9 protein-coding genes and 1 pseudogene are annotated in these 15,016 nt (G+C 67.5%); 3 read left to right on the top strand and 7 right to left on the bottom strand.

Annotation, left to right across the window (positions count from 1 at the left end; translation table 11 throughout):
- Window positions 1-23: 23 nt before the first annotated feature.
- The 4 genes and pseudogenes from ACILSK_RS18060 to ACILSK_RS18045 form a co-directional block, all read right to left on the bottom strand.
- Window positions 24-1,253: an O-antigen ligase family protein gene (locus ACILSK_RS18060; RefSeq protein ID WP_395728569.1), complete on the bottom strand. Its 1,230-nt coding sequence runs from the start codon at window positions 1,251-1,253 to the stop codon at window positions 24-26.
- Window positions 1,254-1,288: 35 nt separating this feature from the next.
- Window positions 1,289-2,425, bottom strand: coding sequence for a glycosyltransferase family 4 protein (locus ACILSK_RS18055; RefSeq protein WP_395728568.1), 1,137 nt, complete (start codon window positions 2,423-2,425; stop codon window positions 1,289-1,291).
- On the bottom strand, window positions 2,418-3,524 hold the full coding sequence (locus ACILSK_RS18050) for a polysaccharide biosynthesis protein (RefSeq protein WP_395728567.1): 1,107 nt from the start codon (window positions 3,522-3,524) through the stop codon (window positions 2,418-2,420). Before ACILSK_RS18050 ends, ACILSK_RS18055 begins: the two co-directional genes overlap by 8 nt.
- Before the next feature lie 61 nt (window positions 3,525-3,585).
- Window positions 3,586-3,957 (bottom strand): annotated as a pseudogene (locus ACILSK_RS18045) (nucleoside-diphosphate sugar epimerase/dehydratase); the annotation flags it as partial.
- Between the two features lie 326 nt (window positions 3,958-4,283).
- Here ACILSK_RS18045 and ACILSK_RS18040 point away from each other — a divergent pair.
- Entirely contained in the window at window positions 4,284-5,807 is a 1,524-nt protein-coding gene (locus tag ACILSK_RS18040) for a polysaccharide biosynthesis tyrosine autokinase (RefSeq protein ID WP_395728566.1), read from the top strand.
- Window positions 5,808-5,873: 66 nt separating this feature from the next.
- Here the strand turns inward: ACILSK_RS18040 and ACILSK_RS18035 are convergent, their stop codons facing one another.
- Window positions 5,874-6,236, bottom strand: a complete 363-nt coding sequence (locus tag ACILSK_RS18035; RefSeq protein ID WP_395728565.1) for a hypothetical protein — start codon at window positions 6,234-6,236, stop codon at window positions 5,874-5,876.
- A 103-nt stretch (window positions 6,237-6,339) separates the two neighbouring features.
- Here ACILSK_RS18035 and ACILSK_RS18030 point away from each other — a divergent pair, with 103 nt between their 5' ends.
- Entirely contained in the window at window positions 6,340-7,116 is a 777-nt protein-coding gene (locus ACILSK_RS18030) for a hypothetical protein (protein WP_395728564.1), read from the top strand.
- A gap of 136 nt (window positions 7,117-7,252) precedes the next feature.
- Here the strand turns inward: ACILSK_RS18030 and ACILSK_RS18025 are convergent, their stop codons facing one another.
- A complete protein-coding gene (locus tag ACILSK_RS18025) occupies window positions 7,253-9,313 on the bottom strand; it encodes a TPM domain-containing protein (protein ID WP_395728563.1) in 2,061 nt (686 codons plus the stop codon).
- Window positions 9,314-9,639: 326 nt separating this feature from the next.
- On the opposite strand from ACILSK_RS18025, the gene ACILSK_RS18020 reads away from it, so the two are divergent.
- Window positions 9,640-12,687, top strand: a complete 3,048-nt coding sequence (locus tag ACILSK_RS18020; RefSeq protein WP_395728562.1) for a polymorphic toxin-type HINT domain-containing protein — start codon at window positions 9,640-9,642, stop codon at window positions 12,685-12,687.
- A gap of 168 nt (window positions 12,688-12,855) precedes the next feature.
- Here ACILSK_RS18020 and ACILSK_RS18015 read toward each other — a convergent pair whose 3' ends face one another.
- The gene (locus ACILSK_RS18015; RefSeq protein ID WP_395728561.1) at window positions 12,856-14,874 is read right to left on the bottom strand and encodes a glycoside hydrolase family 15 protein; all 2,019 of its coding nucleotides are present in this window, start codon (window positions 14,872-14,874) and stop codon (window positions 12,856-12,858) included.
- Window positions 14,875-15,016 lie beyond the last annotated feature (142 nt).

Below are 15,016 nucleotides of genomic sequence, written 5' to 3'. Positions count from 1 at the left end.
ATCGCTCCTCAACGATGAGAATTCTACGTTTCACGAGTCGCCCCATCGTGCGGGCGACCGATGTGCACCGGCTGCTGACCAGGCGCAGTCTTGGGCTGTGCATTCCTCATCGGATGGGACAGAACCAGTACCAGTCCGAGAGTCACCCAGAGCAGGCGGTTGCCGACGAGATCGGATGAGAACTGAGAATTCACCAGGGCGTAGATGTAAAGTCCGATCGCAATGCATTCCACGCGATTCTTTGTCCGCAGATACGAGCGTGATCCGTGCCAAAGTGCATACAACAGGATCGCGGCGAACCCGAACAGGGCGATAAACCCACCCTCGACGAAAACTTCCAGCATCAAGTTGTGGGGGTAGATGCGATCGGCGCGCGAACCCCACCGCCAGGCGACCCCGGCGAAGCCGCCCCAGCCAACACCGGTGGGATTCGCCCAAGCTTGGGCAATGGTGAAGCTGTAGATTCCGGAGCGTCCCGAGTCCCCGCCGTCGAGGACTCGCGAGATACCGGCCATATTGGAATCAAGGATTACGACCATCGCTGCACCCATGGCGCCAACCCCGACGATCAGCGTTCGGAGCCGGACGTCGCGGGAGCGCATGGTGAGGGTAACCACGGCGATGAGCGCCAGCAGGGCGGACAGCGCGGGCCCTCGGCTACCAGTCATGAGCGTTGCGATCGAGCAAAGGACTGCGCCGGCCAGAATGGCCAGGCGGAGCGACGCACGGATATGCGAACTCATGATCATCGCCAGGCCCGTCACGACGAAGATTCCGGTCATCCTGGCCGCTCCCACCGGATTCAGGCTGAAGACCGATACTCGGCCGGACGCGGTTACCGTTCTGTCGATCAAGAGGAACAAGGCGAAGAGAAGCGATGCGGCCGAGGTCCAGACCAGGGTCCGTCGAACTCCAGCGATCTTGTCGTGGAAACAGGCCGATGCAAATATGGCAATAGCCGTGAGGAGCAATGACTGGGCTTTTTCGCTTCCGTAAGCCGTGGGCGCCAACATCAGCAGGCCTGGCACGATACTCAGCAGGAGAACGAAGCCGGCGACCCACACGTAGTTCTGATCGAGCAACTGTGTGAAACGGAGAACGATGATCGCGGAGAATGACACGGCGACCAGCACCAAGTAGTCGACGCCCAGAATGGTTTGGGAGGCTTCAGGGAGGGCCAGGTTGCCGACTGCGAAGACGCTCAGCGCCGCGGCCAGGAGGCTGTCCAACGTGCGGCCGGTCGGTTTGGCCACATCGTGGAGAAAAGGAGAGGGTGGGGTACGGGGACTCATGGCACCAAGACCTTGGCGATGTTGTTAGCGTGCACGGTGGGTGACCAACGAGTCGTGTACTCCGTGACGCAGGTTTTACTGATCTGACTCGGAGTGGCGGTCCACGATGCGACCCGAAGAATCGCTTCAGCCAGGTCTTCAGGATCGCCGTGACGGTATAGATCACCGGTCACTCCGGGCACGATTGACTCCCATTCGGGCATCTGACCATAAACGTCATCGTCGCTGATCACCGGAACGCCGTAGCCCAGGCTTTGGATTGCCGTGAGACCGACCGCCTGGGGCACCACCGTCACGTCAAGGTCACCGTAGAACTGGGCGAGCTCCGGCCCGGAATAGATCGATCCGGAAAAGTGGATCGGCACCGAGGCCTTTGTTGCGCGAAGTTCCAGAGATTCCTGACAGCGACCGGACCCGGCCAACGTAATTCGAATATCGACGCCACGATTCCGGAGAATCGCACAAGCTTCGACCAAGAGGTCGAATCGCTTGACCTCGGTCAATCGCGCTACGGCACCGACCGTCAGCGTCCGTTCGCCAGCTGGCCGGCATGGCAGTGCGGGATCGGTTTGGCAATCGTGTTCCAGAGAGATGCTGTTCCCGATGACGTGGATCCGTTCGCCGGGAAACCCGATTTGAACTCCTATCTCTCGGGCAGTGTGACCGTACACCAGCAAGGAATGCGATAGGCGGTAGAAGGACAGGCGTACCGCGCGTTTGAGCCCACGCTCGGGCCGATGCCATCCAATGGTCCAGAAGTAGACGCGCATCCCCCTCAGGCGAGCATAGGCTGCGGCGACCCACGTCGATAGGCTTTTCACATCACCGTAGAAGACGACGGAATCAAATTGGTTTGACAGTACTTTCATGAGGCCCGTCTGGGCTTCTACCCGGAGAAATCGATGGGTTCGGATAGGGTAGAATCTTTCGAGCCCCGAGGGTTCCATGCTCTCGATGCCGTCCCGACCGTGGGTGTCGGCTGCGAACGTGACGCTCAGGCCCTCGGTCCTGTCGAGCTCGCGAAAGACTCCCCTCCTGTAATGCTGCAGGAATGGGTAGACGACCAAAGCGGAGGTCTGTTCCGCCTTCTGGGTCTCGTCGTGCGGCTGTGGCCGGATGGCTTCCTCACCCAAAGGAATGCTCTTCCGTCGAGGACTGAGCCTGGACGTTTGCTCCAGGTTGGCGAAGGCAGAGAGAAACCATCGCGTTTCGCGGGTCCAGCGCTTCTGATGGGGTCAAGAGGCGCAGCTCGTCATGTCGCAGCGGCGGAACCTCGACGTGCGACACAAGTGGATGGAACGGTCGTAGGTCGGTCTCGCCGCCCGCCAAGAGACATTCGCTCATCTTTTCGCCCGATCGTAAGCCGGTGTACACGATCGGGATATCCCGGCGAGACATGGAGATGAGCTGCCTGGCTATCGCGTCGATCCTTACGGGCTCGCCCATGTCCAGCACCAGTGCCTGGCCACCCCGGCCCAGCACCGCGGCCTGGATGACCAGCTGCACCGCCTCGTCGACGGTCATGAAGTAGCGGGTGACGTCGGGATGGGTGACGGTGACCGGACCACCGGCGGCGATCTGCGCGGCGAACGCGGTGAGCACCGAACCCCGGCTGCCGAGGACGTTCCCGAAACGAACGCTGAGATAGGTGCCACTGGCTCGCTGAGCCATCGCCGCGGTCAGGCCCTCGGCGATGCGCTTGGAGTAGCCGAGCACGCTGGTGGGGTTGGCGGCTTTGTCGGTGGAGATGTTGACGAACCGTTCCACGCCGGCCGCCTCGGCGGCTTCGAGCACGGTCTGGGTTCCCCACACATTTTCGGTGAAGATCTCGAAGATCCTGTCCCGGTCCCGGATGTCGGCGAGCACGATGTCGCTGCTGTCCAGCAGCGCGCGGCCCTCGATGGACAGCTGGACCGCGTGCAGCGCTGACTCGTCGCGATCCAGCATGATCAGGTGGGCCGGATTCCACCGGCTGATCTGCCGGCAGAGCTCGGAGCCGATGGACCCACCGGCCCCGGTGACCAGGACCCGCTGCCCGGTCAGATATCCGGCGATCGAGGCGATGTCGGTATCTATCTGCCGCCGTCCCAGCAGGTCGGGGATGTTGATGTCCCGCACGTCCTGGATGCCGACCCGGCCGCCGAGCAGCTCGTTCACACCGGGAAGGACCTTGACCGTCAGGTGCGCGTCCGAGGCCCGGGCCGAGATGTCCCGCAGCAGCTCGGCGGACAATGGGGCCGATCACCGGCACCCCGTCGATCTGCAGATGACGTTTGTGCCGATCGTCGTCGAGAATGCCGACCGGCGACCAGCGGGAGGCCGGGTCCCGCCGCATCGATTTCACCAGCTGCCGGCCGCCCGAGCCCGCTCCGATGACCAGCACCGGCTGTCCCCGTCGGGCGTGGTCGACCAGGGTCGCGTTCTCTCGGATCGCCCGCACCAGTGCCCGCCCCCACGCCATCGTGACGACGGCGCAGAGGGTGGCGATCAGCGGGACCGAACGGGGAACGAGGTGGATAACGAGCAGATTGGCCAGGTAGACGGCGACACCCACGCAGATCGCCGAGGCCGCCAAGCGGATCGTCTCGTCCAGACTGCCCAGGGGGGAACGGCCGTCGTGCAGCCGGGTCACCCAGGCCACCACGGCGAACAGGAAGGCGGCCATGGCGGCGATCGCCATGGTGGGGCCCCATTCGACACTGCCGAACTGGAAGTCCATTCGAGCCACGGCCGCAAACGCGACGGCGATGATCCACACCACCGAGTCGAACACCAACAACCAGAAGTGGCGACGTCGGGAAAGACCCTCGATCGCCCTGCTAGCGGTCAGGCGCAATTCTGCGGCCCCCCTTGGCCTATAGTGGCCCGTGGCTCATACTGATTACGTTCAGTTCCACGACCACTACGGAGCGTATCACCGCCTCGCTGGGTGACAAGCTGCGTGCGGTGCAAGCGGCAGTCGAATGAGCGGCTTCGGCTCAAGGGGGAGTAGTGGATCTTCGGGAGTATCTGCGTGTGCTGCGGCGCCAGTGGGTTCTGGTGCTCGTCGGCCTGCTCCTCGGCACGTGCGTCGGCATCTTCCTGGTCCTGCGCGCGACTCCGCTCTATTCGTCCACGGTGCGATTGTTCGTGTCGACCCCGGGCAGCGACACGGCCAACGCCCAGATGTACCAGGGTGGCCTGTTCTCGCAGCAGCGCGTGGCCTCGTATGCCGATCTGATCAAGGGCTCGACCGTGGCCGAGAAGGTCCTGGCCCGAATCGGTTCCGATGAGGTGCCGGCGGCGCTGGTCAACCAGATCTCCGCGACCGCGGATCCCAATTCGGTGATCCTGCAGGTGGCCGTGACCGACCCCAGCCCGGCGCGGGCCCAGTTGCTGGCCCAGACCACCGCCCAGGTCTTCACCGAGTACGTCGGGGAGCTGGAAAGTTCCGAGGATCCGGCGCGCTCGCCGATCCGGGCCGCCATCGTGGATGACGCCAACCTGCCGACCAGTCCGGTCTACCCCCGGCCCTTGATCACGATCGGCCTCGGCGCGATCATCGGCCTGCTGGTCGGCCTGGCCGCCGCCTGGCTGCGGGAAACGCTGGACACCTCCCTCAAGACGATCGATGACGTGCAGAAGGTCACCGGGGCATCGATGCTCGGCTCGGTGTTCTTCGACCCCGGCGCGGTGAAGAAGCCGCTGATCTCGGGCTTGTCCCCCCATGCGCCGCGGGTGGAATCGTTCCGGGTGTTGCGGACGAATCTGCAGTTCCTCGATGTGGACGGTGAGTCCAAGACCTACGCGATCACGAGCCCGCTGCCGGGCGACGGCAAATCGACGACATCGATCAACATCGCGATCGCGCTGGCTGAGGGCGGCCGGCGAACCCTGCTGGTGGAAGGAGATCTGCGCCGGCCGAAGTTTGGTGAATACCTCGACCTCGAGGGTGAGGTCGGGCTGACCACGGTGTTGATCGGCGAGGCCACGCTGGCCGACGCCATTCAGCCCTGGGGACGGTCCGGGCTGGACGTGATCACCAGCGGCACGTTGCCGCCAAATCCCGCGGAATTGCTGCAGTCGAAGGCGATGGCTGCGGTGATGGCCGAGCTGCGGCAGCGGTACGACGTGGTGATCGTCGATGCGCCGCCGATCCTGCCGGTCACCGATGCGGCGTTGATCGCGGCGCAGACCAGCGGGGCGATCCTGGTGGTCCGGCACGGCCGGACGACCCGGGACCAGGCCGCCCAGGCTCGGCAGCGACTGGATTCGGTCGGTGCGCAGGTGCTCGGGACAGTGTTCAATTTCGTTCCGCAGCGGGCGATCTCGTCCTACGGCTACGGGTACGGCTACGGATATGCCCCCACCACACCCGTCCAAGCCGAGCCCGACCACCAAGCGCATCCCGAGGGCGCCCCTGACCTTGTGGACGAGGCAGAGCTCCCGGGGCCTACCGCCGAACCGCTCGTCGAACCGCTGCAGGCGCATCGCAACGGCGACGCCTCCGGCGCCCTCCACCGCGCCTCCAGCTGATCGTTGGGCTGCTGGTGTGCCGGCCCGGTCGGACCCGAGGGCGCGGTGCGCGACGGAATTTCTTCGTCAATTCATGTAGCGGTCATGAAAGGCCACGAATTTCATCAGCATCAACGCCCGCGGGTGGGCCGGAACTCGCCACCGACCGTAGTTCTGGGCTTTGACAGGGCCGTTCGGAGGCCCGCTGCAGAGGGCGAAGACTGCCGACGGTAATGGCGGGTCGAACGCTGCCGTGAGCCGACCGAGCCGGGTGTCGGGTGTGCCTGCCGCGCCGTCGACGGCGCACTTCACCGAAATCACGCTGCCGTTCGGAGACACTACGGATGGTAGATGGATCACCCGGCGGCGAAGGCACCGTCCGTCCACGAACGGGGGCAAGTTCGTCACATCAGTGGCCGCTTCCGGGTGGTGACGGACCGTATCAGTCATGCCCTTAACCATGCGTAATCACGAGATGACGGCCATGCCCCACAGAGATCATCAGTAAGATAGGTAACGCCGGATCGCCCGTCACCGTGGGCATTCGCGGTTCATGATCACGCGCTCGCGAAAGCTGAGAAGAACAACGCTCTGTCATATGCTCCGATTCGCTCCAGCGTTGACCGTCAGGGGTTCTCGCGAAGGTGACGGATGGGGGATTTCTTTGATGCTCAAGCGAATCGGCACGATTGTCGCGGTCGCCGCGACCGGGTTGATCGTCGCCGCGGGGACCGCTGCGGCGGCCCCGGTGTATGCACCGCCGGGACTTTCGGCCGTCTACATCGGCGACAACCAGATCGTCATCACCGGAACGAATTACGGTGACGAGAGCGGACCGGATACGTCCGCGTCCATCACCGTGAGCTATGGCGGTCCGTCGGGGCTGCGCTCTAGCGCCGGCCTGAGCGCTGCCGGCGCGGCAGCCGCGCTGACGGCGGAGCCGAATGCCGACGGCAACTTCTCCGTGACATACAGGCTCACCCAGGACGGCGACGTGTACGTGCGCGCCGTCGGTAGCCCGAGCGGTGACGATCTGACCGTGTTCCTGGCCAACCCGCCCGGAGTGCCGGGCCAGACCGGATCCGGCAACACCGGTTCCGGATCGGGGTCCGGCTCCGGGTCCGGCAGCGGATCCAACCAGAACTACAGCTCGGGCTATGCCAGCGGCGATGTGTCCTCCGGATACGCGGGCCTGGCGTCCACCGGCGCCAGCATCGGCGCTCCGCTGGCAATCGGTATCGGCGCCCTGCTCGCCGGGTTGACGTTGCTGTTCTTCGGAACTCGCGGGGTGCTGCGCCGCAGGGGAGCCAAATCCGGCACCGCGGGCTGAGTTCCACACAGATCGTCGACGAGAATCGGCCGGCTCCGCGGGGGAGCCGGCCGATTCGCGTGTGTTGACCGGGAAGCTCGCTGAAGTCCGCCGGTTCCGGTCCGGCGGACTTGCTCGGTGACTTCCCGGCGGCGGGTCAGAACCGCCCGCTGCCGCCGCTGTGCCCGCCCCCCGCACCGCCGCCACCACCGAAGCCTCCGCCACCACCACCGAATCCGCCGCCGCCCCAGCCGCCGCCGCCGCCCCACCCGCCACCACCGCGCCCGCTCCGGCCGGAGTTAAGCACCGAGTTCAGGATGATCCCGCCGAGCACAGCGCCGGCCAGACCCCCATTGCTGCGGGATCCGCCACCGCCCCCGCCGAACCCGCCGACGTCCCGCTGGGCCAGGTCCGACGCCTCCCGAGCCAATGCCGCGGCCTGCTGGGCCTCCGCCAGCGCGGCGGCCGCGCCGCCCACCATCGACTCGGCGTTCGCCAGGTGCCGCTTCGCCTCGGCCAGCCGGGTCCGGGCCTGGCTGCCGACGGCGCCGCGGCGGGTGTTCACGAAGTCCTCCGCGGCGGACACCTCGGCGCGCGCGGTGGTCAGTGTCTGCGTCAGTGCCGCCCGACTGCGCTGCTCCTGCTGCTGGGCGTCGCGGGTGCTGGCGAGCAGTCCGTCCAACGCCAGGTCGGCCTCCTCGACCTTGTGCAGCGCGGTCATCGGGTCGGCCGAACCCTGCGGCGAGCGGGCCAGGCCGAGGATCGCCTGGATCTGGTCCAGTTGGGCGCGGATCGACGCGGCACCGGCGCCGGCGTCGGCGGAGTCCAGCGCGCCGCGGACGGTGGCCAGTTCCCGGTCGACGGCGGCGGTCGCGGTGGTCAGTTGGTTGACCGCGGTGCCCAGGTCGGCGGAGGCGCGGTCGATGGCGTCCAGCAACGTCCTGCCCTGGTCGACCGCCTCTTGCGCGGCGCCCGCGGCCAGCACCGCCGCCGGATTGGGCTGCGTCGACGGCGCCGGTGGCTGGCCGGGCAGCGGCAGGGTGCTCTCGGCGGGTGCGGCGCCGGTGGCCGCCTGCCGGGCCTGGTCCAGGCTGGTGCGGGCGAACTCCAACCGCTCGCGGGCCTGGTCGACGTTCGCGGCGACGGTGGCCAACGCCGCCGGCGCGAACTGCTGCTGCAGCCGTTGCAGGGTGGTCGCGGCGGCGGGTACCCGCGCCAGTTGGGTGTCGATCGCGCCCGGGAGTTCGGAGAGCACCCGCGGCAGCCGGGACCGCAGGTCGCGCAGGTCGTCGAACCGGTCGCTCTGTTCATCCAGCTTCGCCGACGCCTGGGCGCACAGTCCCAGGATGTCGTTCATCATCTTGCGCTTGGTGGCGTCGTCCTCGGGCTGGTCGTCGTCGACCAGCTGGCGGATCTCGAACGCCCGGGTGAGCGCCTCGCGGGCCGCGTCGAACGCCGTGCGGAATTGGGCGACGGCGTCCTTGCCGAAGTCCGACTCGGCCGCGCTCAGTTCGAATTCGCTCGCCCGGACGGCGTTGTCGGTGTCGATGAGCGCCTGAACGCTGCGCGCGGACAACTGCTCGAGCGGCTCCGGCGGTTCGACCGGAGCCCCGCCCGGACCGGCCGGTCCCGGGCGGCCGCCCGTGTCGGCGGCCTTGTTGCGGCGCCGGTAGATGAGGTATCCGCCGACGCCGATGACCACGATGCCACCGGCGATCCACCACCACACCGTCGACGAGCCGCTCAACGCGTCGCGGTAACCGTTGGCGGCGGCGATGGCTGCGCCGGCCCAGTTGTCGTTCTTCAGTGCGGGCACGATGTCGTTGGTGGCGACCTGTTGGAGCTGCGCGTCACTGATCTTGAAGTTGTTCGGCACATGCACCGCGTACGCCCGGCCCCCGGTCGCGACGGCCAGCAGCATCTGGTTGGTCCCCAGGTCGGACGCCTGCCAGGTCTGCGCCGCCCAGTCCGTCGCGGCGCTCGGGTTGTCGAACGTGTCGACGTACACCACCCACAGGTCGATGTTGTCCTCCGCGGACAGCTGGTCGAGTGCGGCCTGCACGTCGCTGCGGTCGGACCCGGACAGCACCCCGGACTGGTCGGTGATCTGGTTCGGCAGCCGGAACGGCGGCTCGGCCGACACGGGTGCGGACCCGCCCAGCCCGACGATCGTGACGACCGCCAGCGCGCCCGCCGCCCGCTTCAGTCCTCGTGCCATGCGCATGTTCGACCCTTCCCAGCCGCGGTGCCGCCGCTCGACCGGCCCACCGTGATCCGACCCTACCGAGCGGGGCTCGGCCGGGGCGGCGCTTTCGGGTAGGCGCAGTTCGCCATCCCCGGCGCCGCCCCTTCGGGCACCAAAGGCAACCCCATGGTCGGCGCCGCCGGACAACTCAGCTGTCGATGCGGGATGGGACAGTCAGGTGGTCGGCCAGTGCGGTGGGGGAATCTGTGTCCGAATTTCATCAGCACCGTCCTGACGCCGGCACACCACCGGCGAAGGTGGGCCGGCCTGCGCAGATCGCTAGAGCGCCAGGACAGGCAGTGCTGCTGCTTCAGCAGACGGCCGGCAACGCAGCGGTGGTCCGGGCAATCCGGGCAGCCCGCCTCGACCCCGGGCCGCCGCCGGAGCTCCCGGAACTGTCCGCCGGCGAGATCGCCGTCGAACCGTCGGCCGCCGCCGATCCCGAGGTGTTGGCAGAGACGGCTCGGCAGCACGACCAGATCGAACGGGCCGCGGCCGCGCAAGTTGCGCAGATCGATGCGACTGCTGCGACCCGCCGCGGCACGTTGGGTACGGTCTTCGCTTCCCAACGGCAGCAGGCAACGACCGCGCTGCACGGTCACTTTGCGGTCGTCGGTGCATCGCTCGCGGCGAACAGCGCCAAGGCCGTCACGGAGGGCGCCAACTCGGCGGCCGGTGTGCGCACCGACGCCGAGGCCGCCCAGGCCGCCACGGATGAGATCATCGACGCGGGCGCGGCCAAGGTCGACGGCAAAGGCGACGCCGAGGCCCGTCGCGCGCAGAGTGCTGGTTCTGCGGAGGTCGCGAACTCCCGGCCGGCGAATGGGACGTCCGACCCCGATGTTGCGGCGAGCCAGCAGAAGGTGGCTGATGCGGTCTCGGGGAAGGCGCGCCGCGAAATCCAGGAGTCGGGGTCGCGTACCACAGCAGCGGTGCGCAGCCACACGGCCAGGATGAAGCAGCAATTGATCGCACCGTCCCGCCAGCGGGCCGGTGAGCAGATCCGGACGGTCACAACGCAATCCGAGTCTGCGATCGCCGACGCCGGCGCCGTCGCCACCGATGAGATCGGGCAGCTCGGAGCCCAGGCTCGGCAGGCCGCCACACATGCGCACAAGGCTCTGACCGGAGCCATCTCAGCCGGCAGCAGCACAGCACGAAACGACCTCGATACCTGGGCCGAACAGAGCAAGTCGCGAATCCGGGCGACAGCGCAACGGCTGGCCAGCACGCTCGTCGCGCACGGAACGGCGTTGGCCACGGTGATCGGCGCCCGGCGGGTGGGGCGGGGACGGCGCGGCACCGCAGGTGCCGTCGTGGGCCTGCAAGAGGCTGGGGGCCACGTGGTGGCAGCGATCGCCGAGACCGGTCAGGGCCTCGCCGACGGCGCCGACGAGATCACCCAAGGACATACTCAAGCAGTCGGCGCTGTCGGTGGACAGGCCGCCCAGGGGTTCAATCGGGCCGCCGTCACGACCGGCACCGCCATGGCCCAGGGCGCCAGTGCATTCGGCCTGCATGCCGCCACGGTCCGCGCCGCGACGTCGAGCGAACTCCAGCAGGCGCCGCAGCGCGCATCCCAAGGTCTGACGCCGCATATCGACAAGGGCGTGGCGGACCTGTCCACCACCGTCGACGAGGCCGACCAGGCGCAACAGGCCTGGACAGCCAACGCTCGCCGGCAGGGCGAGGCAGGAACGAGCAGGGTGGCCGCCGAGGCCGAGAGGCTGTCGCGAGATCATCAACAGCCGGTCCAGCGGATATTCGACGCATTCATCGGTTCCATGCGAGCCTGGCTTCGCGACAAACTCGGCGACATCGCTGGCGGAATCGTTTCCGGCCTGATCTTGTCGCTGCCGGCCATCGCCATCGCCATCGCGCTCCTCGCTGCCGGGCCGGTCGGCTGGGGCGTCCTCGCAGCGCTGATCATCGTCGGGGTTGGACTCGGCATCTATTCGAGATTCAGTGAGTACAAGGCCGACCACGGTGGCGAGGGTCCGGGATGGGGCGCAGGCATCGGTCTGGTCGTGCTCGGTGCCCTTGACATCACGGGCATCCCTTACATCGTTGAGGCGAGCGTGGGTCAGCGCGCGTTCTCCCCGAAGCCCATGAGCACCTTCGAACGCTGGGAGCGCGGAACTCAGGGCGTGGTGAACCTCGCGCTCATGGTGATCGGTGGGGGCAAGAAGGTGATCGGCGGATCGGAGGTACATCCCGCGGTCCCGGTGGATCCGCACGCTCCCGTCCCGGTGGATCCGCATGCTCCCGTCCCGGTGGATCCGCATGCTCCTGTTCCGGTGGATCCGCACGCTCCCGCGGTTGATCCCAACGCCCCCGTTGTCGACCCCAACACTCCTCGGCCCCCGGCCCGGAGCTGTTTCGTGCCGGGCACTCTCGTCGCGACCCCAGCGGGGCTGGTACCGATCGAATCGCTGGGCGTCGGGTCGATAGTGAACACTGTCGATCCCGGAACCGGGGTGCGCGAAGCGCACCGAGTCAGCGCAACGATGACTGCCACCGTCGACCGCGTGCTCGATATCACGATCAACGACGTGACGATCGGCGTCAGCCCGGAACACCCGTTCTGGGACCTCGACAGCGGCTGGACGGCCGCCGGATCCCTGCGCGAGGGCAGCGGGTTGTACGGCGGCGATCGCGAGCCGGCACGCGTCCGGCAGATCAGCCGCCGGCCCGGGGACGAGCACACCGTGCACAACATCACGGTTGCCGGTGCGCACACTTATCTCGTCTCAGACCTGCGCATTCTGGTGCACAACAAGGGCGCGGCCGCCGACCCTGTCGGCTCCCTTCGAGGACATGTCGAGTCCTTGTCGGCCCGGGTACGGACCGCCCTGCGGTCGGCGGAGGCGCAGCCACCGGAGACAGCCGGCCGCGATGCAACTATCCGTCGCCTGCGCGAAATTCAGAAGGCGATCGAGCAACTTCAAAAGGAATCGAACGCCCCTGAACCGGATGTCGAGGACCTGAGCGACTGGGCCAATGGGATCGACAACGACCTCCACCCGATCGAACAGCAGCTGCCGGAACCCCCGCAGGTCGAACCGACGCCGACCGAGTCGCTGACGGCGGACGGCGCGTTTCGGGCCCTCCAGCGCCGCCGTCTGTGGGCCGACATCACCAGGAAGAACCCGGGCCGCGAATGGTCTGCGGAGCTCGCTGAGGACATGACGTCGAATACCCCGCACGAGGCCAAACGAAAGCTGAACCTGACCGGCCGTGCCCCGGGCCAGGACCCGGTCAAGGTCGAGGTCAGCGTCATTTTCGACCGGAACACCGGCACTTTCGAGGATATGCACCTGTCGGGCGGGAAATCCGTTCGCCAGTAGATGTGCCATGCGCATGCTCGACTCTGCCGCGCCGACCGGCGCCGGCCAAACCCCGGGTGACTCAGAAGAACTCAGGGAGAACGTTCATGGCGAGGTTCACGATTTGCCGTGACGCGCTCCGTCTGTGCCGATGGTCGGCCTCGCCCGGTCGGCCGACCTCGGACTGCTTCAGGCCTGCCGGTTGGCCGGCGCGAACCCGTGCGAGCGGCGCCGCTCCTCGGCCCGGATCACGTGGGTGACCGCGTTGATCAGCGCCAGGTGGGTGAACGCCTGCGGGAAATTGCCCAGGTGCCGACCGCTGACCGGGTCGAGCTCCTCGGCGTACAACCCGAGCGCCGACGCGTGCGAGAGCAGCCGTTCGCACAGCGCGTGCGCGCGTTCCTCCTCGCCGATCTCGACCAGCGCCGAGACCAGCCAGAACGAGCAGATGGTGAAGGTGCCCTCCTCGCCGGCCAGGCCGTCGTCCGTCTCCTCGACCCGGTAGCGCAGCACCAACCCGTCATGCGTCAGCTCGTCGGCGATCGCCAGCACCGTCGCCCGGATCCGGTAGTCGTCCGGTGGCAGGAACCGGACCAGCGGGGCCAGCAGCAGCGACGCGTCCAGCGCGGTGTCGCCGTACCGCTGCACCAGAGCGCCGCGGTCGTCGACACCGTTGGCCAGCACGTCCTCGTGGATCTCGTCGGCGATCTTCTGCCACTTCTCGGCGATCTCCGGTGAGTCGTGCAACCGGGCCAGCCGCACCCCGCGATCCAACGCCACCCAGCACATGATCTTCGACGCGGTGAAGTGCTGCGGCTCGCCGCGGACCTCCCAGATGCCGCGGTCGGGGGCCCGCCAGTGCGCCGAGGCCTGCTCGACCTGCGCGATGACGATCGGCCACAGCTCCTCGGGCATCTGCTCGCGGGACCGGGTGTGCAGGTAGATCGAGTCGAGCAGGGCGCCCCACACGTCGTGCTGCTGCTGGTTGAACGCGCCGTTGCCGATCCGCACCGGGCGGGCGTCGTCGTACCCGGTCAGGTGGTCGAGCGTGCCCTCCTCGAGATGCCGCTCCCCGCCGACCCCGTACATGATCTGCAGGTCGTTCGGGTTGTCCCGGCACACGTCGTGGATGAAGTAGAAGAAGTCGTTGGCCTCCCGGTCGAAGCCCAGCGTGTACAGGCCCCACAGCGCGAATGTGGAGTCGCGGATCCAGGTGTACCGGTAGTCCCAGTTCCGTTCGCCGCCCGGGGTTTCCGGCAACGACGTGGTCGCCGCGGCGAGCAGCGCGCCGGTCGGCGCATATGACAGGCCCTTCAGCGCCAACGCCGACGACTGCAGGTACGCCCGCCACGGATGGTCGGGGAAGGTGCCCTGGGACAGCCATTGCCGCCAGTACTCGCCGGTCCGCCACATCCAGTCCTCGGCCTCGGCGGTCGTGGCCGGTCCGGGCAGGTCGGAAAAGGCGAGCGAGACGTAGTGCACCTCGTCCCGCTTCATCTTGGTGCGAGCCAGCGCGGTTCGACCCTCCAGGCCGATTCGCAGGGAGCTGGTCAGCCGCAGGGTCGGCTGTCCCTTCGCGGTGGCCACCACCTCCGAGTAGTCCTTGCGCGGGTACGTCCACTTCGCGCCCTTGCGGGCATAGTCGAACACCGGTTCGCAGGTCATCTGCAGGTCGACGTTGCCGTAGACGCATTTGATGGTGCGCAGCAGCACGTGCGCGGCGTCGTAGTCGGTGGGCGAGCGGCGGTGGGTCTTGGACCGCTCGTCGGTGTTGTGCCACTCGGCCATGATCAGCGCGTCCCGCACCACCAGCCAGCCCGTCGGCGTCTGCCAGGTGGTCTCCAGCACCATCGTGCCGGGTAGATATCGGCGGGCCGCGGGCACCGCGACGCCGAACGGGGCGACCCGGAACGACCCACCGGCCCGGTCCAGCAGCGCGGTGAAGAAACTCGGTGAGTCCGGGCGCGGCGCGCACATCCACTCGACCGCGCCGGACGGCGCGATCAGGCAGTTGGCCTCACAGTCCGACAGGAACGCGTAGTCGCCGATGCCGGGGAAGTTGCCGTTGGTGGGGTGCATCTCGTGCAGCGGTGCCACCCCGGTATCGGTGCCGTCGGAACCGACCGGTCCGAGGAGTTGGACGTTCCCGTCCGCGGAGGTGGTCACGGCGTCGAGGCTGACGTCGGTGGCGGCGTCGGTGTCGGTCATCCGTGCATTGTCCGTCACGTTTTCCGAGCCGGTATGGCGAACAGGTCACGGATAGATGACGCCGTTGGGGTGATCTCGCTGCACCGGTGGGGCCGGCCGTTGTCCGGCCGTCACCATGATCATCTGTGGTCCGGGGGCACCG

Source organism: Nakamurella sp. (assembly GCF_044224575.1).
Taxonomy (GTDB): Bacteria; Actinomycetota; Actinomycetes; order Mycobacteriales; family Nakamurellaceae; genus Nakamurella.
The sequence above is the reverse complement of the archived record's forward strand: the minus strand, read 5'-3'. Positions and strand labels throughout refer to the sequence as shown.

Coding starts and splice junctions, on each gene's coding strand:
- ACILSK_RS18035 (WP_395728565.1), bottom strand. CDS start 6,236: ATGACTGATACGGTCCGTCACCACCCGGAAGCGGCCACTGATGTGACG.
- ACILSK_RS18030 (WP_395728564.1), top strand. CDS start 6,340: ATGATCACGCGCTCGCGAAAGCTGAGAAGAACAACGCTCTGTCATATG.
- ACILSK_RS18025 (WP_395728563.1), bottom strand. CDS start 9,313: ATGGCACGAGGACTGAAGCGGGCGGCGGGCGCGCTGGCGGTCGTCACG.
- ACILSK_RS18015 (WP_395728561.1), bottom strand. CDS start 14,874: ATGACCGACACCGACGCCGCCACCGACGTCAGCCTCGACGCCGTGACC.